Genomic DNA, 22,024 nt, shown 5'->3' on the forward strand with positions numbered 1-22,024 from the left:
TGCCCACAGAGCGCAGCTGTGGATCACTCCCACTCGATGGTGCCCGGCGGCTTCGAGGTGATGTCGACGGTGACCCGGTTGATCTCGCCCACCTCGTTGGTGATCCGGGTCGAGATGCGCTCCAGCACGTCGTACGGCAGCCGCGCCCAGTCGGCGGTCATCGCGTCCTCGGAGGTGACCGGGCGCAGCACGACCGGATGGCCGTAGGTGCGGTGGTCGCCCTGGACGCCGACGCTGCGCACGTCGGCGAGCAGCACGACCGGGAACTGCCAGATGTCGCGGTCGAGCCCGGCGCGGGTCAGCTCCTCGCGCGCGATCGCGTCGGCCTCGCGGAGGATGTCGAGGCGCTCGCGGGTGACCTCGCCGACGATCCGGATACCGAGGCCCGGGCCCGGGAAGGGGTGCCGCCAGACGATCTCTGCCGGCAGGCCGAGCTGCTCGCCCACGAGGCGGACCTCGTCCTTGAACAGCGTGCGCAGCGGCTCGACCAGCTCGAACTCCAGGTCGTCGGGCAGGCCGCCGACGTTGTGGTGCGACTTGATGTTGGAGGTGCCCGCTCCCCCGCCCGACTCGACGACGTCGGGGTAGAGCGTGCCCTGCACGAGGAACGCGACCTTCTCCCCCTCGGCCGCGGCGGGACCGAGGACCTCGGCCTCCGCGGCCTCGAAGACCCGGATGAACTCGCGGCCGATGATCTTGCGCTTCTCCTCCGGGTCGCTGACCCCGGCGAGCGCGTCGAGGAACTGCTTCTCGGCGTCGACGACCCGTAGGTCGGCGCCGGTGCTGGCGACGAAGTCGCGCTCGATCTGCTCGGTCTCGCCCTTGCGCATCAGCCCGTGGTCGACGTACACGCAGGTCAGCCGGTCGCCGATCGCGCGCTGGACCAGCGCGGCCGCGACCGCCGAGTCGACGCCGCCCGACAGCGCGCAGATGGCCTGGCCGCGCTCGCCGATCTGCTCGCGGATCCGGTCGACCTGCTCGTCGACGATGTTGACCATCGTCCAGCTCTGCCGGCAGTGCGCGATGTCGACGAGGAAGTGCTCGAGCACCGCCTGGCCGTGCTCGGTGTGCAGCACCTCGGGGTGCCACTGCACGCCGGCCAGGCCGCGCTCGACGTCCTCGAACGCCGCGACCGGCGTGGTCGCCGTCGACGCGAGCACGTCGAATCCGGCGGGTGCCGCGGTCACCGAGTCGCCGTGCGACATCCAGACGGTGTGCTCGAGCGGTACGTCGCGGAGCAGGGTGCCGCCGCGACCGACCGTGACCGCCGTGCGGCCGTACTCACGGGCGCCGGTGGGGCTCACCTCGCCGCCGAGGCCTCGGGCCATCAGCTGGAAGCCGTAGCACATGCCGAAGACCGGCGTGCCGGCCGTGAAGACGGCCGTGTCGATCGACGGGGCACTCTCGGCGTACACCGAGGAGGGGCCGCCGGACAAGATGATCGCCTTCGGGCGGCGGGCGAGCATCTCGGAGACCGGCATCGTGTGCGGCACGATCTCGGAGTAGACCCGCGCCTCACGCACCCGACGGGCGATCAACTGGGCGTACTGCGCACCGAAGTCGACCACCAGGACCAGATCGTGCTCCGGGGACAGCGTCATGGGCTGAGCCTACCGAGCGGTCCTGGGTCGCGCGGCGCCGCCCGAGCCCGTCGTACCTGACCAGAGTGTCGTGGACTCCGCGGCGGATTCAATCGGTCGAAGCAACACCGATCTGGAGGGTGTTGTGAGATGGGCCGAGGTGTGCCGGGCGAGGTGCGGGTCAGGTTCTTTGATCGGGTGGCCGAGGGTTGGTCGCTCTCGGCTGCTGCCGTGGAGGCGGGCGTGGCGAAGCAGTCGGCGTGGGAGTGGTGGCGGCAGTCTGCTCCGGTGATGTTGAGATTGGTTCAGACCAGACGTGGCGGGTTGCCCGTGGCTCGATCCGACGCGCCGCCCACGGGGTCTGCGCCGCCCACGGGGTCTGCGGGGTCTGCGGGGTCGGTCGTTGTGGGTGATCGGCCCGGGCGGCGGCCGTTGACCAGTGAGGACCGGGCGGTGATCGCGGTGTGTCTGCGGCGGCGGGCTGCGGGCGAGCAGATCACGCTGGCTCAGATCGGGGATCTGATCGATCGGGACAAGTCGGTGATCAGCCGCGAGATTGCCCGCAACAGTGGTCCCGACGGCAGCTACCACGGTGGCTTGGCACATGCTGCCGCGCACCAGCGGCGACGACGGCCCAAGGAGTTCCGGCTGGTGGCCAATCTCCGGCTGTGTCGGCAGATCGAGGCGTGGATGGACGATGGCTGGTCGCCGAAGCTGATCGCGATGATCCTCAGGCGGGACGATCCTCAGGCGGGACTACCCACACATGATCATGGAGCGCGTGTCCCACGAGACGATCTACCAGGCGCTCTACGTCCAGACCCGCGGATCGCTGCGCAAGGACCTCTACCGCCGGCTGTCGACCAGCCGGTCCCGCCGTCACCCCCGCACCGGCGCGAGGCGGGCCAACAGCCCCTACAAGGAGGCGTTCAAGATCAGCCAGCGCCCACCCGAGGTCGCTGACCGGGCCGTGCCCGGCCACTGGGAAGGCGACCTGGTGATGGGGACCGCCGGCGGCGTCGCGGTCGGCACCCTGGTCGAGCGCCAGACCCGGTTCACGATCCTGCTGCACCTGCCCGGGCGCCACGACGCCGAAGCCGTCGCGCAGGCCATGATCCGGGAGATGCGCCAACTGCCCGAGCACCTGCGCCGATCGCTGACCTGGGACCGCGGCACCGAGCTAGCCCGCTACGACAAGATCCAGCTCGACCTCGCGATGCCGATCTACTTCTGCGACCCACACTCGCCCTGGCAACGCGGCACGAACGAGAACACCAACCGGCTGCTGCGGCACTGGTTGACCAAGGGCACCGACCTGTCCCGATTCACCGCCAACGACCTGCGCCAGATCGCCGCCACCCTCAACGCCCGCCCCCGTCCCACCCTGGACCTCAAGACCCCAGCTGAGATGCTGAACCAGCTGCTCACCGAACCGACAGCAGCATGAACCCCGTTGCTACGACCGATTGACCTCACCCGCGGATGCACAGCACTCTGGTCGGGTACGACGCGGAGGGTGGTCGAACCTGGCTCAGCAGCCGGCTCAGGAGGCCCGTCGGTAGCGCAGCCAGATCGCCCGCTCGGCCTCATCGAGCGCCCGCCGTCGGGCGACCGTGGAGGTGTCCACCCACCAGTCCGGCTGCTCGAGGGTCCAGCGGCGGGCACGGGCGCGATGGTCGGTGGATCGCCGGTAGCAGGCGCGGAGGCGGCCCAGGAAGGCCGCCGTGTCTGCGGTGTTGCCGGACATCCTCGTGACCACCTCGATCCGCAGGTCTCGGTAGAGCGCATCCCGGTCGAGGTCGCGACGACGTGGGCCCTCGTGGAGATGGATCGCTCCGTCGTACTCCCCCGCGACACCCGCGACGGGGTCGAACAGGTCCGGCGTGATCAGGTGCCGTCCGTCCGGGTCGAAGATCGGGGCGTTGCACAGCACCCTCGCGGTGGGAAGCGCGAGGCGCCACTCCAGGCGCATCGGCACCTCCTGGATCGACCAGACGTTCTCCTCGGCCAAGCTCAGCGCGGCTCGGAGGCGCCGGATCCCCGGGCGACCCGACAGACGGCCGGCGTAGGTCGTCAGCGAGGCGATGCTCACGAGGTCGTCGGCCGCCGCCATGTCAATCACCTGCACGGCGCGGGTCAGGGTGCCGGCCCGCCGGGCCTCGAAGCTCACGGAGCGCTCCGCGATCGTGATCGGCAGGCCGTCGACCTCGATCACGTCGCCGCCGAGCAGCCAGTCCTCGGCGATCCGTACGCCGGGACGAGACCTCACCACGCGCTGGTCGCCCAGGCCGACCGGCACCGGGAGCCGGGTGCGTCCGTCCGGGCCGAGCCCGCGGAGCCAGCGGCTGCCCAGCCAGGCCAGGCCGGCCCACCCGGTGGCGGAGGCCATCGGGCCGCAGCCGGCGACCGCCTCCACGATCCGCTGCTCCACCTGCTCGGGATCGGCCGCCTCGAGGACGTGGAGACCGCCACCGACGGCGCGCCAACGCGGTCCCCGCGCCTGGCCCCGCGTCGGTCCCGCCACGCCGGCCGGATCGACGCGCACCGGCACCACGACACCGGGGCGGGTGATGCGCAGAACCATGCCGCCAGCGTGCCCCGGTTCGGTCGGGCGCGCGGTGCGCTCTCCACAGCCCGCGTCGTACCTGACCTGAGTGTCGCGAAATCCGCGAATCACGACACTCAGGTCAGGTACGACACGAAACCCCAGGCCCGGCGCTCGCTCCCGTCAGGACCCGGCCGGGGAGGGAGGATGGCCGGGCCCTGACCGTCCACGCAACTGCCGGACAGCGCCTGGACACGGGACCCGGCGGTGGGAGGGAGCGTATGACCGGGTCCGCTGGCTCAACGAGAGGCTCAGACCCGGGTCACGGCCATTCCGGACGATTTTCGACCCGTCCGGCGCCGGCTCAGCCGACCCCGACGATCGGCAGCCGCAGCGCGCCGGGGGCACTGTCGGGCACCACCGGGGCGACCGGGCGTACCGGCTCGATGCGGCGGTACGTCGTACCGAGGCGGGGCCGGGGGTCGGGCTCGCCCTTGTTCGGCCAGCAGGCCATCGCCCGCTCGGCCTGCGCGGTGATCGTCAGCGACGGGTTGACGCCGAGGTTGGCGGTCACGGCCGAGCCGTCGGCGACGTGCAGCCCGGGGTGCCCGTAGACCCGCTGGTAGGGGTCGAGCACGCCGGTCTCGGGCGAGGTGCCGATCGCGCAGCCGCCGATGAAGTGGGCGGTCAGCGGCATGTTGAAGGCGTCGCCGACCGCGCCACCCGGGAAGCCGCCCATGATCGACGCCATCGTGCGGATCGCCTCGTTGCCGGCCGGGATCCAGGTCGGGTTCGGCACTCCGTGCCCCTGCCGCGAGGTCAGGTAGCGCCTGCGGGTGCCCGGGATCCGCCTGGTGTACGTCGTGATCGAGTTGTCGAGGCTCTGCATCACCAGGGCGATCACGGTGCGCTCCGACCAGTGCCGCATGTCGTAGAGGTCGGCCACCTCGCGCCGCTGCCGCCACATCTCGCGCAGCCAGGTCCGCCAGCGCGGCTCGTCGCCGTCCCCGTCGGTGAGCACCGACTGGAGCAGCGACATCAGGTTGCTGCCGGGGCCGTAGCGCACCGGTTCGATGTGGGTGTTCTCGTCGGGGTGGAAGCTCGACGTGATCGCGATGCCCTGGCTGTAGTCGACGCTGGAGTCGGGGGCGATCGCGCCGCCGATCGACTCGGAGTTGGTGCGGGAGAGGTGGCCCAGCCGGTCGGACAGCCGCGGCAGGTGGCCCTCGTCCCTCATCCGGTGCAGCAGCCGCTGGGTGCCGAGCGCACTCGCGGCGAAGACGACCTGCTCGGCGGTGAGGACCCGCCTCGACGAACGCCGGGCGACCTTGGCCTTCGTGTAGCGCACGTGCACGTCGTACCCCCCGCCGTCGCGCGGGGCCACCCGAGTGACGGTGGTGAGCGGCAGCACCGTCGCGCCGTGGGACTCGGCGAGGTGGAGGTAGTTCTTGACCAGCGTGTTCTTGGCGTTGTGCCGGCAGCCGGTCATGCAGGAGCCGCACGCGATGCAGGTACGGCGCTCCGGACCGGCGCCCCCGAAGAACGGGTCGTCGACCCGCTGGCCGGCGCCGGCGCCCTCGTCGCCGAAGTAGACGCCGACCGGGGTCGGGTGGAAGGTGTCCCCCACGCCCATGGCGGTCGCGACCTGCTCCATCACGTCGTCCGACGGTGTGCGCAGCGGGTTCTCGACGACGCCGAGCATCCGCTTCGCCTGGTCGTAGTACGGCGCGAGCTCGGCGCGCCAGTCGGTGATGTGGCTCCACTGCGGGTCGTCGTAGAACGGCGCGAGCGGCTCGTAGAGCGTGTTGGCGTAGACCAGCGAGCCGCCGCCGACGCCGGCACCCGAGACGATCAGGCAGTCCCGCAGGGCGTCGATGCGCTGGATGCCGTAGCAGCCGACCTCGGGACGGAAGAGGTACTTGGTGACCTCGAACGAGGTCTCCGGGAGGTCGTCGTCCTCGAAGCGCGCACCGGCCTCGAGCACGCCGACCCGGTAGCCCTTCTCGGTCAGCCGAAGTGCGGTCACCGAGCCGCCGAAGCCGGAGCCGACGACGAGGACGTCGAAGTCGTACGTCGTACTCGCCGCCACCTCAGGCTCGCCCGAGCTTCTTCATCAGGCGCAGGTTGGCGTTCATCAGCTTCGCGTAGGCCTCGTCGGACATGCCGAACTGGGGGCCGAAGCGGATCAGCCGCTGGGTCGCGACCGACTGGGTCTCGGTGTAGCGGAGCACGCCCTCGGCGCCCTGGCGCCGGCCCATGCCGGACTCGCGCATGCCGCCCATCGGAGCGTCCAGGCTGGCGAAGGTGGCGGCGAACGCCTCGTTGACGTTGACCGTGCCGCACTTGAGGTAGCGGGCCACGATCCGGGCGCGGGCGCGGTCCTCGCTGTAGACCGAGGCGTTGAGGCCGTACTCGCCGCCGTTGGCGCGGTCGACCGCGTCGGCCTCGTCGTGGAACCGGTAGAGCGACACGACCGGACCGAAGGTCTCCTTGCCGAAGCAGGCCATGTCGGGACTGACCCCCTCGAGGATCGTCGGCTCGAAGAAGTAGGGGCCGAGGTCGGGGCGCGCGTTGCCACCGGTGAGCACGCGGGCCCCCTTGGCGACGGCGTCCTCGACGTGCGCGGTCACGGTGTCGAGCTGGGCCTGGGAGATCAGCGGGCCCATGTCGTTGCCCCACTCGAGGGTCGATCCGAGCGTCATCGCCTGGGTGCGGGCGACGAAGCGCGCCACGAAGCGGTCGTAGACCTGGTCGGCGACGAAGATCCGCTCCATCGAGACGCACAGCTGGCCGGAGTTGGAGAACGACGCGCGCACCGCGCCCTCGGCGGCCTTCTCGACGTCGGCGTCGCGGAGCACGAGCAGCGGGTTCTTGCCGCCGAGCTCGAGCGAGCACCCGATCAGCCGGTCGGCGCAGCCTCGGGCGATCACCCGGCCGGTCGCCGTCGAGCCGGTGAAGCAGACGTAGTCGGCGTGCGCCACGATCGCCCCGCCGATCTCGGCGCCAGGCCCCGCGACGACCTGCCACAGCTCGCGCGGGATGCCCGCCTGCTCGAGCAGCTCGGCACCCAGGAGGGCGGAGAGCATGGTCTGCGCGTCGGGCTTGGCGACCACGGCGTTGCCGGCGACCACGGCGGCGATGCCGTCGATCAGCGCGAGGTCGAAGGGGTAGTTCCAGGGCGAGATGATGCCGACCACGCCCTTGGGGACCCGGTTGACGTCGACCCGGGTCAGACCGGGCACCACCCCGGGCCGACGGCTGGTCGCGAGGTGTCGCTTGGCGGTGCGACCGTAGTAGCGGGCGGTGAGCGCGACGTGCAGCGGCTCGTCGAAGGCATGCTTGCGCGCCTTGCCGGTCTCCCACTGGATCAGGTCGATGATCTCGTCCTGGCGGTCCAGCACCAGGTCGTGCAGCCGCAGCAGCGCCCGCTGGCGCTCCTCGATCGGCGTGCGCGCCCAGGCCACCTGCGCCCGTCGCGCCCGCCCGAACGCCTCGGCCACGTCGCCCGGCGTCGACTGCGGGATGTGCGCGAGCGGGGCGTCGTTGAGCGGCGACCGCACCTCCGCGGTGGTGCCGCCGGTCGCCACCAGCCGGTCGGTGAGCGCCGCGACGTACTCCGGCTCCAGCGCGTACGACGCGCGCGGGTCGTGCTCGGGGTCGTGCGGTCCGACGACGGCGGGGTCGCCCGCCGGGTTGCTGTGAGCGCTCATGATCCCGAGGGTAGGTGACCCGCGGTCGCGGTTGCTACCCCGGAGTAGCCCGTGGCGGGGGGCTCGGCTGTCAGCAGCCGAAACCCGCACGACACGCCGCGGGGGGACGGCGTGTCGTGCGGGTCCTGGCTGCCAGGTGCAGCCTCAGGGCTTGTAGATGGACTTCAGCTCCGTGTAGTGCGCCAGGCCCTCGGGGCCGAACTCGCGGCCGATGCCCGAGGACTTGTAGCCGCCGAAGGGCGCGGCGAAGTCCATCGTGTAGGTGTTCACGCCGTAGGTGCCGGTGCGGACCCGGCGCGCGACGTCGAGACCGGCGTCGACATCGCCGGTCCAGACGGTGCCGGCCAGGCCGTACTCCGAGTCGTTGGCGATGCGCACCGCGTCGTCGACGTCGTCGTACGCGATCACGGAGAGCACCGGGCCGAAGATCTCCTCCTGGGCGATCCGCATCCGGTTGTCGACGTCGGCGAAGACGGTCGGCCGGACGTACCAGCCCGAGGTGAGGCCGTCGGGCATCCCGTTGCCGCCGACGACGACGCGGGCGCCCTCCTCCTGACCGAGGGCGATGTACTTCTCGACCCGCTCCTGCTGGCGCTGTGCGACCATCGGGCCGATCTCGGTGGCCGGGTCGAGCGGGTCGCCGACGACCATGCCCGAGACCGCCTCGGCGAGCGCGTCGACGACGGCGCCGTAGTTGGCCCGCGAGGCGAGGATGCGGGTCTGGGCGACGCAGGCCTGGCCGGAGTTCATCAGCGCCGTGAACTTCAGGCCCTCCATGGTCGCGGCCAGGTCGGCGTCGTCGAGCACGATCGCGGCCGACTTGCCACCGAGCTCGAGCGAGACCCGCTTGAGCTGCTCGCCGCAGATCGACGCGATCGTCCGGCCGGCCGCGGTCGAGCCGGTGAACGCCACCTTGTCGACGCCGGGGTGCCGCACCAGGTGCTCGCCGACCTCGCGGCCGGCGGCCACGATGTTGACGACACCGGCGGGTACGCCGGCCTCCTGGAGCAGCTCGGCCATCAGATAGGTGTCGAGCGGCGTCTCCGGCGCCGGCTTGATGACGATGGTGCAGCCGGCCAGGAGCGCCGGGACCAGCTTGGACATGATCGTGAACTGCGGGACGTTCCACGGCGGGATCGCCGCGACCACGCCGACCGGCTCGCGCCGGACGATGACCTCGCCGAGCGCGCCCGTCCGGGTCTCCTCCCACGGGAAGGTGCGGGCGATGCCGAGGAACGCCTCGATCTGCATCCACGGCGCCGGGGCCTGCGCGAGGTTCGAGAACGAGACCGGCGCGCCCATCTCCGTGGAGATCAGCTCGGCCATCTCGCCCAGCTTCGCCGCGTAGAGGTTCGAGAAGTTCTGGACGACGTCGATGCGCTCCTCGGGCGTCAGCCGCGGCCAGGGACCCTCGTCGAACGCCTGGCGCGCGGCGGCCACCGCCGCGTCGATGTCGGCCTTGCTGCCCTCGGGCACGGTCGCGACGACCTGCTCGGAGTGCGGTGAGACCACCTGGATCGTGTCCCCCGAGGCAGGGGCGGCCCAGTCTCCGTCGATGAAGAACGTGGTGCGGTCGAGGCTCATTGGTTTCGGTTTCCTCTCGGTGCGGGGCCGCACAGGCTCGACCCCGGCGGACGGTTACGGAGCGAGCGTGAAGAAGTCGGTGAACCCGGACGGGTCGTGGCGGCCGATGCAGAAGTGCTCGAACAGGCCCCAGCCCTCGTGCCCGTCCAAGGTGGCCCGGCCGACGTGGTCGACGCAGCCGAACATGAACCGGCCCTGCACCGCCTCGTCGGCCATGTCGTAGGTGACCCGCTCGGCGAAACCCTCGCCCTTCCACATGCCGTGGATCCAGTCGGGGTCGCCGCCGTAGCCGCCGCCGACATGGAGGGGTACGGCGAGCCGCGACTCGACCTCGAGCACCAGCGGCTTCCCCTCGGGAGTGGTGCAGCGGATCGTCGCGCCGCTCGGCGTACGCGTGCCCGGGAGGTAGTGGACGTCGATCAACGGCCAGCCGAGCTGCTCCACCCGACCGTCGGGCCACACCCGGGTGCAGTCGTTGAGGGTGCGGAAGCCGTCGGGGCTCTCCTGGACGATCACGACGATGGCGAAGTCGTCGAACTGGACCGGGACGTAGAGCCACCACATGCCCTCGAACGGCGGATCGGAGGGGGCTCCCGGGGGTTCCGCCTCCCCCACGGGGCGGATCCCCCAGGAGCGGTCACGACTGCCGAGCCAGACCGCCGGGTCCACGGTGATCTCGGCGCCGTCCAGGACGATGGTGCCGCTCCAGGTGCCGAGCTGGGCGAACCGCTGGGCGTCGAGCGTGACGCGGCTGCCGGACCTCAGCACGTGCGGCTGCTCCTGGACGACGTCGCTGGTGCCCTCCCAGGTGAGGTCGAGCGCCATGCCGTCGGTCTCGTCGAGCACCACCCGGATCTTCCGCAGCGGGTCGGGGACCTCGACCCGGTAGCCGCCGACGCGTGGGTTGAGGCGGTCCTGGTTCATCAGGTCGGAGAGGTGGACCGCGGTCTGCTTGCCGTCGCGTGCAACCAGGACGAAGGCGTCCTTGGTGCCGAGGTTGGGGTAGTAGCCCATGCCGGTGATCAGCATGATGTCGCCGGTGCGGTCGTGGGCGTTGAAGTACCAGCGGTCGTAGAAGTTGCGGTCGCTGCTGTTGGCGTACGCCAGCGGGAGCGGCGCCTGGTGCAGCGGGAACTCGTCGAGCGGGCCGATGTCGCTCATGCCCCGACCTCCTCGAGCAGTCGGTCGAGGAGCGGCTTGTGGTGGAAGAGCGACTCGATGTCGTCGGGGCGCTCGATCTCGCCGAAGTGGATCTGCCGGGCGCCGGTGCGCATGAAGACGATCGCCCACTGGATGCCGTTGTAGATGTGGTACCAGTGCAGGTCGCCCAGCTCCGCCCCGGTGATCCGCTCGTACTCGGCGCGCACGTCGTCCTCACGCAGGAAGTGCGGCATGCCCGGCATCTCGAGCATCCCGGTGATGGCCTCGAAGACCCGGTGGGCGAAGACGATCCACGACACGTCCAGCTCGCGCGGTCCGAGCGCGGCCATCTCCCAGTCGAGGACCGCCACCGGCTCGAAGTCGCGGTACATGATGTTGCCGATCCGGGAGTCCCCCCAGCACAGCACTGCTTCGGCGGTGTCGGGGAGATTGGCCTCCAGCCAGGCGAGACCCCGCTCGATCACCGGCGAGCGACCGATGTCGGCGACCGCAAACTCGTACCACGCCCGGGTGCGCGCGAGGTTGCGCTCGAGCAGGGTCCCCCCGGCGTACCCGTGCCGCTCGGGGTCGAGGAAGTCGAACGTCGCGGTCGCATCCGGGATCGCGTGCAGCTGCGCGAGTACGTTGACGCTGTTGTCCTGGAGGCGCTTCTGGTCGTCGTGAGTGGCGTCGTGGAGCCAGTTGTCGCCGAAGTTGTACGGCAGCACGTCCTGCGGGACGACGCCCTCGATCCGGTCCATCAGGAAGAACGGCGTGCCGAGCACCTCGCCCGTCGGCTCGACCCAGCCGACACCCGGCACCGGCACGCCCGTCAGCTCGCCGACCAGTCGGATCGCGTCGTACTGGTCCTGGAGCTCGTAGTGCGGGAACACCGGCAGGTCCTCGGCGGCCGGCGCGACCCGGGCGACATACTCGCCGTGCCTGCGCTCGCCGTCCTCCACCCAGTCGACGTCGAGGATGATCGTCTCCGACGACATCCCGTTGGCGTCGACGCCGCTGTGCACGGTGACCGTCGGGTCCGCGCCGGGCGGCAGCACGGTCGTGAGCCAGTCCGCGAGGCGGGTCGGCAGCGTGGCGGCGTCCCGGCTGGAGCGCTGAATCCTCATGTCGGCCGGCGGCGGAGCCTGGGTCACGGTCCCTCCCTCGTCGCGTGTGGCCTCGGTCGCACACGCTGACGCCAGCATCGGTGGAACGTGTTCTAGTTGTCAACGGGGTGGTGCTCGTTTCCCCGGCCGCCCGGTGAAACGACGACGACACGCCGACGTTCCGCGGCGTGTCGTCGTCGGGTCGCCTGACCGTGAGCACGGGAGTGCGCCGGAATTCGTACACAGGTCGTGGTCGCGATCGGTCTATCCACAGCGACGCCACCTCGTGGGTCGTCGTGCGCCGGACGTGGACAGAGAAGGAACATGCTGAATCTCAACTCGATCGATATCCACGACGGTCCGGTCATGATGCGCTTCGAACTGCTGGCTGCGGGCTATGACGGGAGCGCGATTGCTCGGATGCGCCGAGCGGGCGCTCTCCATCGGCTCCGGCACGGTGCCTACGTCGAGGGCGCGTTGTGGCGCTCCCTCAATGCCGCCGGTCGCCGTCGACTCGTCGCTCGCGCGACGCTGCGCAGTGCTCGTTCGCCGGCCGTGCTGGCAGGGCCGAGCGCAGCCGACGAGCTCCAGGCACCCGTGTGGGACATGGGAGACGCGGTACACATCACCCGCCTCGACGGGAGGGCCGGACGGCGAGAAGCGGGCGTTGTGCAGCATCGTGGCTCGATGCGCGCGGGCGACCTGACCATCCGCGACGGGATACCGCTCACGAGCGGCACCCGGACCGCAGTCGACATGATCGCGATCACCGAACCCGAGCACGCGCTGGTAACCATCAACGGACTCGTGCGGGCCGGCGAGACGTCGGTTGAGTTGATGGAGCAACGACTCGCAGGCATGAAGGCCCACCCCTTCAGCCTGAACGCACCCATCGTTCTCAGTCTGGTCGAGCCCCGCTGTGAGTCGGCCGGAGAGACGCGGACTCTCATGCTCTGCTGGCGCCACCACCTCCCGCGCCCGATACCGCAGTACGAGGTGAGGGACGCCGCGGGACGACTCGTGGCACGCGTCGACTTCGCCTGGCCCGATCTGGGGGTTTTCCTCGAGTTCGACGGCAAGGAGAAGTACCAGCGCTATCGGCGGCCTGGCGAATCGGTCTCGGACATGGTGCTGCGCGAGAAGGAGCGTGAACGCGTCGTCTGCGGCATCACGGGCTGGCGGTGCATCCGCATCGTGTGGGCAGACCTACTACACCCTCAGCGCACCGCCGGGCGCATTCGCTCCACCCTGGCCGGGCAGCCTTGGGCCGCGTGAGCCGAAGGATCTGTCAGGCAACCCGAGCACGACACGCCATGCCGCGTCGGCGTGTCGCACTCGTTTCACCGGGCGGCCGGGGAAACGAGCCCACCCTCACACCACATCCCCCACCACGACCCGCGCCTCATCCGCCTCCTGGTCGGTGAGCTTCAGCTGCGACTGACGCTCGGCCTCGACCCGGCGCAGGTAGTGGTCGACCTCCTCGGCGGTGCGGGCGTCGTCCCAGCCCAGCTCCTCGGCCATCAGGCGGGCGACACCGGGGGCGGCGGCGACGCCGCGGTCGAAGGTCTCGATGGAGATGCGGGTACGCCGGGTGAGGACGTCGTCGAGGTGGCGGGCACCCTCGTGGGTGACGGCGTAGACGACCTCGGCGGCGAGGTAGTCCTCGGCGCCCTCCAGCGGCAGCGCGAGGGAGCGCCGGGCGGCGATCAGGCCGAGCAGGTCGTCGATCAGCCCGCCGTAGCGCCCGAGCAGGTGGTCGACGCGCGCGACATGGAGACCGGAGCGGCGGGCCAGGAGCACCCGCTGGTTGGAGCGGGTCTCCCAGTCGGCGGCGCCGAGCAGCGGCACCCGGTCGGTGATCGAGGGGCGCACGGTGAGACCCAGCGTCGAGGTCAGCGAGTGCGCGGCCGCGTCGACGGCGTCGCGGCCCATCACGCGGTACGTCGTGAGCTTGCCGCCGGCGATCATCACCAGGCCGGGCACGGGCGTGACGACCGTGTGCTCGCGGGAGATCCGGGACGTCGGCTCGGACTCGCCCGACAGCAGCGGCCGCAGCCCGGCGTACACGCCCACGACGTCCTCGTGGTCGAGCGGCTCGCGCAGGATCGCGTTGACGTGGCCGAGCACGTAGTCGATGTCGGCCTTCGACGCGGCCGGGTGCGCCTTGTCGAGGTTCCACGCGGTGTCGGTGGTACCGATGATCCAGTGCCGGCCCCACGGGATCACGAACAGCACCGACTTCTCGGTGCGCACGATGAACCCGGCTTCGGACCGGATCCGGTCGCGCGGCACCACGAGGTGGATGCCCTTCGACGCCTGCACGTGCAGCGCGCCGCGGCCGCCCACGAGCTCCTGGATCTCGTCGGTCCACACCCCGGCCGCGTTGATGACGACCCGCGCCCGGATCTCGAGGTCCCGGTCGTGCTCCAGGTCACGGGCACGTACGCCGACGATGCGCTCGCCCTCCCGCAGGAAGCCGGTCACCTTCACCCGCGTCGCGACGTGCGCACCGTGGGAGGCGGCGGTGCGGGCGATCGTCAGCACCAGCCGGGCGTCGTCGACCTGGCAGTCGTAGTACTTGATCGCCCCGGCGAGCGACGCCGGGTCGAAGTCGGGCGCGATCCGCTGCACGGCCCGCCGGGAGAGGTGCCGGTGCCGCGGGACGCCCATCTCGCCGCCGAGGTTCGCCAGCGCGCCGAGCATCGCCATGCCGTCGTAGAGCGTGAGCCCGGCCGCGACGTACGGCCGCTCCCAGCCGCGATGGGTCAGCGGGTAGAGGAACGGCACCGGTCGCACCAGGTGCGGCGCCAGCCGGGTCAGCAGCAGGCCGCGCTCCTGCAGCGCCTCGCGGACCAGCCCGAAGTCCAGCATCTCCAGATAGCGCAGGCCGCCGTGGACCAGCTTGCTGCTGCGGCTGCTGGTGCCGCTGGCCAGGTCGCGCTGCTCGACCAGGCCGGTGCTGAGTCCGCGGGTGACCGCGTCGAGCGCGGTGCCCGCGCCGACGACGCCGCCACCGACGACGAGCACGTCGAGCTCACGCTCGTCGTGCGTCATCGCCGCGAGCGCCTCCTCGCGTGCCTGCGGTCCGAGAGCGCTGGAGCGGGTCATGCGACCAGTCAAGCAAACGGACGCGGCAGGCTCCTAGGCCCGGACCCGCGGTCCGAGACTGGCGCGGTGGTCGTGGACCATCGTGTGCGTGGCCCGGGTCTGCGCGACGACCTCGGTGTCGATCTCGGCGATCGCCAGGCCCTCCCCGTCGTCCAGCCGGGCCAGCGGGCGCCCCTCGGGGTCGTAGACCGCCGAGCCACCGATGAACTCCCAGGCGCCGCAGCGTCCGGTGAGGCCGGCGAGCACGACGTACATACCGTTCTCGACGGCGCGCGCGGCGTAGTAGAGGTCGCGCCGGTGGCCACCGCCCGGGAAGTACGCCGCGGCGGCCAGGTAGCCGACCGCGCCGTCGAGCGCGGCCGCCTGCGCATGCTCGGGGAAGCAGCCGTCGTAGCAGACCGACAGTCCGAGCTCGACGCCGTCGACGTCGATCGACGCGCCGTGGTCGCCGACCGTGAAGAGCTGCTTCTCGAGGCCGTCGAGGTGCTGCTTGTCGTACGGCGCGGTGGCGCTGCCGTCGGGACGCACCACGACCAGCGAGAGCCGCCGGGCGTCGCCGCGGCACACGGCGGCGCCGGCCACCACGGTCACCCCGCCCTCGGCCGACGCCGCACGAAGCGGGTCGAGCCAGCCACCCAGGTCGGCGACGTCGGGCAGCGGACCGGTGAACGCCTCGACGTCGTACCCGGTGAGGAACGCCTCGGGCAGCACGACCAGCCGCACGCCCTGGCCGGCGGCGAGGTCGACCAGCCGGGCGGCGGTGCCGACGTTGGCGGCCAGGTCGCCCGACACGGCGGCGGCCTGCGCCGCCGCGACGAGCAGGGTGCTCATGCCGGCGCCGCGGCGACCGCCTCGGCGAGACCGCGGGCGGCGAGCCGGTCGGCGCGCTCGTTGCCCTCGTCGCCGGCGTGCCCCTTCACCCAGTGCCACTCCACCTCGTGGCGGGCGCAGGCCTCGACGAGGCGCTGCCAGAGGTCGACGTTCTTGACCGGCTGCTTGGCACTGGTCCGCCAGCCGTTGCGCTGCCACGAGACGACCCACGAGGTGATGCCGTTGCGCACGTAGGTGCTGTCGGTGTAGAGGTGCACCACCGACGGTCGGGTGAGCGTCTCGAGCGCCTCGATCGGGGCGGTCAGCTCCATCCGGTTGTTGGTGGTCGACTCCGTCTGGCCGCCGCAGAGCTCGCGCTCGTGCTCGCCGTACCGCAGCAGGGCTCCCCAGCCCCCGGGACCGGGATTGGGCACGCAGGCGCCATCAGTGTGGATGGTGACGGCCCCGTCGGCCGTCGTCACTCGACCACGACCTCCACCCGCTGGAACTCCTTGACCTCGGTGTAGCCGGTGGTCGCCATCGAGCGGCGCAGCGCACCGACCAGGTTCATCGTGCCGTCGGCGACCCGGGAGGGACCGAAGAGGATCTCCTCGAGCGTGCCGATGGTCTCGAACTCCACCCGCTGGCCGCGCGGCAGGTCGTGGTGGTGGGCCTCGGTGCCCCAGTGGAAGCCGCGACCGGGCGCGTCGGTGGCGCGCGCGAACGGCGAGCCGACCATCACCGCGTCGGCACCGCAGGCGATCGCCTTGGCGACGTCGCCGGACTTGCCGATCGAGCCGTCGGCGATGACGTGGACGTAGCGACCGCCCGACTCGTCGAGGTAGTCGCGGCGGGCGGCGGCGACGTCGGCGACCGCCGAGGCCATCGGCACGGCGACACCGAGCACGGTCCGGGTGGTGTGGGCGGCGCCGCCGCCGAAGCCGACGAGCACGCCCGCCGCGCCGGTGCGCATCAGGTGCAGCGCGGCCTGGTGGGTCGCGCAGCCGCCGACGATGACCGGCACGTCGAGCTCGTAGATGAACTCCTTGAGGTTGAGCGGCTCGGCCTGCGAGGAGACGTGCTCGGCGGAGACGGTGGTGCCGCGGATCACGAACATGTCGACCCCGGCGTCCACGACCGCCTTGGCGAACTCCTTGGTCCGCCCCGGGGAGAGCGAGCCGGCCACGGTCACGCCGGCCTCGCGCATCTCGCGCAGCCGCTCGGTGATCAGCTCGGGCTTGATCGGCTCGAGGTAGATCTCCTGGAGCCGCCGGGTCGCGTCGGTGCCCCGGAGCCCGGCGACCTCCTCGAGCAGCGGGTCGGGGTCCTCGTAGCGGGTCCAGAGGCCCTCGAGGTTGAGCACGCCCAGCCCGCCGTACCGCCCCAGCGCCACCGCGGTCGTCGGCGACATCACCGAGTCCATCGGCGCGGCCAGGACGGGGATGTCGAAGCGGTAGGCGTCGATCTGCCAGGCGGTGCTGACCTCCTCGGGGTCACGGGTGCGCCGCGAGGGCACGATCGCGATGTCGTCGAAGGAGTAGGCGCGCCGGGCGCGCTTGGCCCGGCCGATCTCGATGTCGGTCACAGTCGTGGGTCCTTTGTCAGCGTCCGGAGTAGTTGGGGGCCTCGACGGTCATCTGTACGCCGTGCGGGTGGCTCTCCTGCAGCGAGGCCTGGGTGATCCGGACGAACCGACCCTTCTCCTGCAGCTCCGGGATGGTCCGGGCGCCGACGTAGAACATCGACTGGTTGAGGCCGCCGATCAGCTGGTGGGCCACGGCGGCGAGCGGGCCGCGGTAGGCGACCTGGCCCTCGATGCCCTCGGGCACGATCTTGTCGTCGCTGGCGACCTCGGCCTGGAAGTAGCGGTCCTTGGAGTAGGACTTCTTGCCGCGGCTCGACATCGCGCCCAGCGAGCCCATGCCCCGGTAGGACTTGAACTGCTTGCCGTTGACGAAGACCAGCTCGCCGGGCGACTCCTCGCAGCCGGCCAGCAGCGAGCCGACCATCACGGTGTCGGCGCCGGCGACCAGGGCCTTGGCGATCTCGCCGGAGTACTTCATGCCGCCGTCGGCGATCACCGGCACGCCGGCGGCCTTGCACGCCAGCGCCGCCTCGTAGACCGCGGTCACCTGGGGCACGCCGACCCCGGTCACCACGCGAGTGGTGCAGATCGAGCCCGGCCCGACGCCCACCTTCACCGCGTCGGAGCCGGCGTCGACGAACGCCTGCGCGCCCTCCCGGGTCGCGACGTTGCCACCGACGACCTGCGCGTGGCGGGTGGCCGGGTCGGACTTGAGCCGGCGGACCATGTCGAGCAGCATCCGCACGTTGCCGTGCGCGGTGTCGGCGACGAGCACGTCGACGCCGGCCTCGATGAGCGTGGTCGCGCGCTGCCAGGCGTCACCGAAGTAGCCGATGGCCGCGCCGACCATGAGGCGGCCGGCGCCGTCGTACGACGCGTGCGGGAACTGCTCGCCCTTGACGAAGTCCTTGACCGTGATCAGGCCGGTGAGGTGGCCCTGCTCGTCGATCAGCGGGAGCCGCTCGCGCTTGTGCCTGCGCAGCAGCACGGTGGCGTCCTCGCGGCTGATGTCGGCGGGGCCGGTGATCAGCGGCATCGGCGTCATCACCTCGTCGACCTTGGTGGTCGCCCACTCGGCGACCGGGGTGAAGCGCAGGTCGCGGTTGGTGATGATGCCGAGCAGCCGGTTCTCGCCGTCGACGACCGGGAAGCCGGAGACGCGGTACTCCCCCGCGAGCCGGTCGAGCTGCTCGAGCGTCGCGTCGGGGCCGATGGTGACCGGGTTCGAGATGATGCCGGTCTGGGTCCGCTTCACCAGGTCGACCTGGTAGGCCTGGTCCTCGATCGACAGGTTGCGGTGCAGCACGCCGAGGCCGCCCTCGCGGGCCATCGCGATCGCCATCCGCGACTCGGTGACGGTGTCCATCGCCGCGCTGACCAGCGGCACCTTCAGCGAGATCTCGCGGGTGAGCCGCGAGGTCGTGTCGATGTCCGCAGGCGCCAGGTCGGAGTGACCGGGCAGCAGGAGGACGTCGTCGTAGGTCAGGCCCAGCGGGGCGAACTTCTCCGGCAGCTCCACTCCCACAGCCTACCGGCGCGACCCCTCCGGCCCGAAGCCGACGGGTGCCCCGCCGGGGGCGTCCGACGACCTGAGAAGGTGGGGCCCGTGCGCGACTTCGTACGGCGACATCCGGTCGCGATCGCCGTCGCGGTGGCCGTGCTCGCCCGCCTACCCGCGCTGACCCGCCCGGTGCGCGCGGACGAGGCCGGGTTCCTCCTGGTCGCCGGCGCATGGGACCCGCGCCCGGACAGCCTGTTCGGTCCCTACTGGGTCGACCGGCCGCCGGCCCTGATCGCGGTCTTCGACGCGGTCGACGCCCTCGGCGGCGTCACCACGCTGCGGCTCCTCGGCGCGCTGGTCGCGGGACTCTCGGTGCTGCTGGCGGCGGCCGTCGCCGGCACCGTGAGCGGCCCGCGCGCGACCGTGTGGACCGCGATGCTGACCGCCGCGCTGCTCTCGAACCCGATGATCGACGTCGTGGCGGTGAAGGGCGAACTGCTCGCCCTGCCCTGCGTGCTCGGCAGCATGCTGCTCACGCTGCTCGCCGTACGCCGCCGCTCCTGGCCCGCCGCGTTCGTCGCCGGCGCCGCGGGCGCGCTGGCGGTGGGACTGAAGCAGAACCTGGTGACCGGCCTGCTCTTCGCCGGCGTGCTGCTGCTGGTCGCCTGGCGCACCGGCCGGCTCGAGGGGCGGTCGACGGCGGTGCTCGCCGGTGCCGGTGTGCTCGGGGCCGCGGTCCCGGTGCTCGCGACGGTCGCGTGGGCGGAGCTGGCCGGGGTCCGGCTCGGCACGCTGTGGGACACGGTCTACGGGTTCCGGGCCGCCGCCGCCCGGGTGATCGCCGACGGCACCACCGACGCACCGGAGCGCCGGGCCTGGATCCTGCTGGCGATCGCGCTGGCGACCGGTCTGCTGGCCGTGCTGGCCGGGCCGATCGCGAACGCCCGCGAGCTGTGGCGCGACGACCCGCCCGTGGTCGCCGCCACGATCGCGGTGGTGGTCGCCGACCTGCTCTCGCTCGCCGCCGGCGGCAGCTTCTGGCAGGACTACCTGATCCCGCTGGTACCGGGAGCCGCGCTGTGCACGGCGCTGCTCGCCGGCCGCGCGGGTCGGTCGGGTCGCACGATGCGCGGTCTCGTGGTCTTCGCGACGATGTCGGCGGCCGTGGGCATGGTCTCCTGGCTGGCCTGGAACCTGACCGGGCAGCAGGAGTTCGACGAGGTCCGCACCGGCGAGGCGATCGCGGCGTCCGCCGAGCCGGGCGACACGCTCGTGGTGTTCGGCGGCCGAGCCGACCTCCAGCACGCCAGCGGGATGGCCTCGCCGTACCCGTACCTGTGGAGCCTGCCGATGCGGACCAAGGACCCCGGGTACGCCGACCTCGCCGCGCTCCTCGCCGGGCCGCGGGCGCCCACGTGGCTGGTCGAGTGGGTCGCCCTCGACGCGTGGTCCGACCGGGGCGTCGACGAGCTCGCCGAGGTCATCTCCGACGAGTACGTCGAGGCGGGGACGGCCTGCAACGGGCACCCGGTCTACCTGCTGCGCGGCGTCGACCGGCCCCTCGTCACGCCGTCCTGCTGAAACGCCGAGTCGGCGCCAGATTTCAGCCCGGAGGTGAAATCTGGCGCCGACTCGACTGCAATCTGGCGCCGGCTCGGCGTCAGTGGCCGTGCCCGTGGCCGTGCCCGTGACCGGCGGCCTCGGGCTCCTCCTCCTCGGGCTTGTCGACGACCAGGGTCTCGGTCGTGAGCAGCATGCCCGCGATCGAGGTGGCGTTGACGAGCGCGGAGCGGGTCACCTTGACCGGGTCGAGCACGCCCTGGGCGACCAGGTCGCCGTACTCGCCGGTCGCGGCGTTGTAGCCGTTGCCCTTGCCGAGCTCGCGGACCTTGGTGGTGATGACGTAGCCGTTCTCGCCACCGTTCTCGGCGATCCAGCGCAGCGGCTCGTCGGCGGCCTTGCGCACGATGCGCACGCCGACCGCCTCGTCGCCGGACAGGCCGAGGTCGCCGTCGAGCACCGACACCGCGTGGATGAGCGCGGAGCCGCCACCGGCGACGATGCCCTCCTCGATCGCGGCGCGGGTCGCGGAGACGGCGTCCTCGATGCGGTGCTTCTTCTCCTTCAGCTCCACCTCGGTGGCCGCGCCGACCTTGATCACGCACACGCCGCCGGCCAGCTTCGCGAGGCGCTCCTGGAGCTTCTCGCGGTCCCAGTCGGAGTCGGTGGACTCGATCTCGGCCTTGATCTGGTTGACCCGGCCCTCGACCTCGGCGGAGTCGCCGGCGCCGTCGACGATCGTGGTGTTGTCCTTGGTCACCACGACGCGGCGGGCCTGGCCGAGCACCTCGAGACCGACCTGGTCGAGCTTGAGGCCGACCTCGGGGGCGACGACCTGACCGCCGGTCAGGGTCGCGATGTCCTGCATCATCGCCTTGCGGCGGTCACCGAACGCCGGGCTCTTCACCGCGACGGCGTTGAACGTGCCGCGGATCTTGTTGACGACCAGGGTCGACAGCGCCTCACCCTCGACGTCCTCGGCGAGGATGAAGAGCGGCTTGCCGGCGGCGATGACCTTCTCCAGCAGTGGGAGCAGCTCGGCGACGGCCGAGATCTTGCCCTGGTGCAACAGGATGTACGGGTCGTCGAGGACGGCCTCCATCCGCTCGGGGTCGCTGACGAAGTACTGGCTGATGTAGCCCTTGTCGAACTGCATGCCCTCGGTGAAGTCGAGCTCGGTGCCCATGGTGTTGGACTCCTCGACGGTGATGACACCGTCCTTGCCGACCTTGTCGAACGCCTGCGAGAGCAGGTCGCCGATCACGCTGTCGCGGCTCGAGATCGTCGCGACCGAGGCCATGTCCTCGACGGACTCGACCTCGCGGGCGGCCTCCTTCAGCGCGTCGCCGACGGCCTCGGCCGCGGCGTCCATGCCCCGCTTGAGACCCATCGGGTTCACGCCGGCCGCGACCGCGCGCAGGCCCTCGTGGACCATCGCCTGCGCGAGCACGGTGGCGGTGGTGGTGCCGTCGCCGGCGATGTCGTTGGTCTTGGTGGCGACCTCCTTGGTGAGCTGCGCACCGAGGTTCTCGAACGGGTCGTCCAGCTCGACCTCACGCGCGACGGTCACGCCGTCGTTGGTGATGGTCGGGGCGCCCCACTTCTTGTCCAGGACGACGTAGCGGCCCTTCGGGCCCAACGTCACCTTGACGGCGTTGGCGAGCGCGTCGACGCCGCGCTCGAGCTTGCGGCGGGCGTTCTCGTCGAACTCCAGGATCTTCGGCATGACTCTCCTCTCAACGAAGATCGGGTCGTCCGCCTCAGGAGGGGCTACAGACCCCTGAGAGGCGGACGA

General features: G+C 71.5%; 15 protein-coding genes and 1 pseudogene. 3 read left to right on the plus strand and 13 right to left on the minus strand.

Annotation, left to right across the window (positions count from 1 at the left end; genetic code table 11):
- Positions 1–23: 23 nt before the first annotated feature.
- Positions 24–1,601, minus strand: coding sequence for a glutamine-hydrolyzing GMP synthase (guaA, locus tag FHU40_RS05590; protein ID WP_183591254.1), 1,578 nt, complete (start codon positions 1,599–1,601; stop codon positions 24–26).
- Positions 1,602–1,730: 129 nt separating this feature from the next.
- On the opposite strand from guaA, the pseudogene FHU40_RS05595 reads away from it, so the two are divergent.
- Positions 1,731–3,027, plus strand: a pseudogene (locus FHU40_RS05595) (IS30 family transposase).
- A gap of 96 nt (positions 3,028–3,123) precedes the next feature.
- Here the strand turns inward: FHU40_RS05595 and FHU40_RS05600 are convergent.
- The 6 genes from FHU40_RS05600 to FHU40_RS05625 form a co-directional block, all read right to left on the minus strand.
- The gene (locus FHU40_RS05600; RefSeq protein WP_183591255.1) at positions 3,124–4,164 is read right to left on the minus strand and encodes a hypothetical protein; all 1,041 of its coding nucleotides are present in this window, start codon (positions 4,162–4,164) and stop codon (positions 3,124–3,126) included.
- A gap of 325 nt (positions 4,165–4,489) precedes the next feature.
- A complete protein-coding gene (locus FHU40_RS05605) occupies positions 4,490–6,214 on the minus strand; it encodes a GMC oxidoreductase (RefSeq protein ID WP_183591256.1) in 1,725 nt (574 codons plus the stop codon).
- A gap of 1 nt (position 6,215) precedes the next feature.
- Entirely contained in the window at positions 6,216–7,835 is a 1,620-nt protein-coding gene (locus tag FHU40_RS05610) for a succinic semialdehyde dehydrogenase (protein ID WP_183591257.1), read from the minus strand.
- Positions 7,836–7,979: 144 nt separating this feature from the next.
- Positions 7,980–9,419 carry an aldehyde dehydrogenase gene (locus tag FHU40_RS05615; protein ID WP_183591258.1) on the minus strand — a complete coding sequence of 480 codons (1,440 nt, stop codon included), beginning with the start codon at positions 9,417–9,419 and terminating at the stop codon, positions 7,980–7,982.
- 54 nt (positions 9,420–9,473) lie between these two features.
- The gene (locus tag FHU40_RS05620) at positions 9,474–10,580 is read right to left on the minus strand and encodes an Rv3169 family protein (protein WP_183591259.1); all 1,107 of its coding nucleotides are present in this window, start codon (positions 10,578–10,580) and stop codon (positions 9,474–9,476) included.
- Positions 10,577–11,713 (minus strand): phosphotransferase family protein, encoded by a 1,137-nt coding sequence (locus FHU40_RS05625; protein WP_343057737.1) that lies wholly within the window; start codon positions 11,711–11,713, stop codon positions 10,577–10,579. Before FHU40_RS05625 ends, FHU40_RS05620 begins: the two co-directional genes overlap by 4 nt.
- Before the next feature lie 276 nt (positions 11,714–11,989).
- Here FHU40_RS05625 and FHU40_RS05630 point away from each other — a divergent pair, with 276 nt between their 5' ends.
- A complete protein-coding gene (locus FHU40_RS05630) occupies positions 11,990–12,940 on the plus strand; it encodes a type IV toxin-antitoxin system AbiEi family antitoxin domain-containing protein (RefSeq protein ID WP_183591260.1) in 951 nt (316 codons plus the stop codon).
- A gap of 96 nt (positions 12,941–13,036) precedes the next feature.
- On the opposite strand, the gene FHU40_RS05635 is transcribed toward FHU40_RS05630, so the two are convergent.
- From FHU40_RS05635 to guaB, 5 genes are read right to left on the minus strand one after another with little or no spacing between them, the layout of a single operon-like run.
- Positions 13,037–14,773, minus strand: a complete 1,737-nt coding sequence (locus FHU40_RS05635; RefSeq protein WP_183591261.1) for a glycerol-3-phosphate dehydrogenase/oxidase — start codon at positions 14,771–14,773, stop codon at positions 13,037–13,039.
- Positions 14,774–14,806: 33 nt separating this feature from the next.
- Positions 14,807–15,604 (minus strand): carbon-nitrogen hydrolase family protein, encoded by a 798-nt coding sequence (locus FHU40_RS05640; protein ID WP_183591262.1) that lies wholly within the window; start codon positions 15,602–15,604, stop codon positions 14,807–14,809.
- A complete protein-coding gene (gene rnhA / locus FHU40_RS05645; RefSeq protein ID WP_183591263.1) occupies positions 15,601–16,065 on the minus strand; it encodes a ribonuclease HI in 465 nt (154 codons plus the stop codon). Before rnhA ends, FHU40_RS05640 begins: the two co-directional genes overlap by 4 nt.
- Entirely contained in the window at positions 16,062–17,168 is a 1,107-nt protein-coding gene (locus FHU40_RS05650; protein ID WP_183591264.1) for a GuaB3 family IMP dehydrogenase-related protein, read from the minus strand. The genes rnhA and FHU40_RS05650 overlap by 4 nt, the downstream gene beginning before the upstream one ends.
- A 16-nt stretch (positions 17,169–17,184) precedes the next feature.
- On the minus strand, positions 17,185–18,687 hold the full coding sequence (gene guaB / locus FHU40_RS05655; RefSeq protein WP_183591265.1) for an IMP dehydrogenase: 1,503 nt from the start codon (positions 18,685–18,687) through the stop codon (positions 17,185–17,187).
- An 87-nt stretch (positions 18,688–18,774) separates the two neighbouring features.
- Here guaB and FHU40_RS05660 point away from each other — a divergent pair, with 87 nt between their 5' ends.
- Positions 18,775–20,250, plus strand: a complete 1,476-nt coding sequence (locus FHU40_RS05660) for a hypothetical protein (protein WP_183591266.1) — start codon at positions 18,775–18,777, stop codon at positions 20,248–20,250.
- A 79-nt stretch (positions 20,251–20,329) separates the two neighbouring features.
- Here FHU40_RS05660 and groL read toward each other — a convergent pair whose 3' ends face one another.
- Positions 20,330–21,955, minus strand: a complete 1,626-nt coding sequence (gene groL / locus FHU40_RS05665; protein WP_183591267.1) for a chaperonin GroEL — start codon at positions 21,953–21,955, stop codon at positions 20,330–20,332.
- Positions 21,956–22,024 lie beyond the last annotated feature (69 nt).

Source organism: Nocardioides soli, from assembly GCF_014191495.1.
GTDB lineage: Bacteria > Actinomycetota > Actinomycetes > Propionibacteriales > Nocardioidaceae > Nocardioides > Nocardioides soli.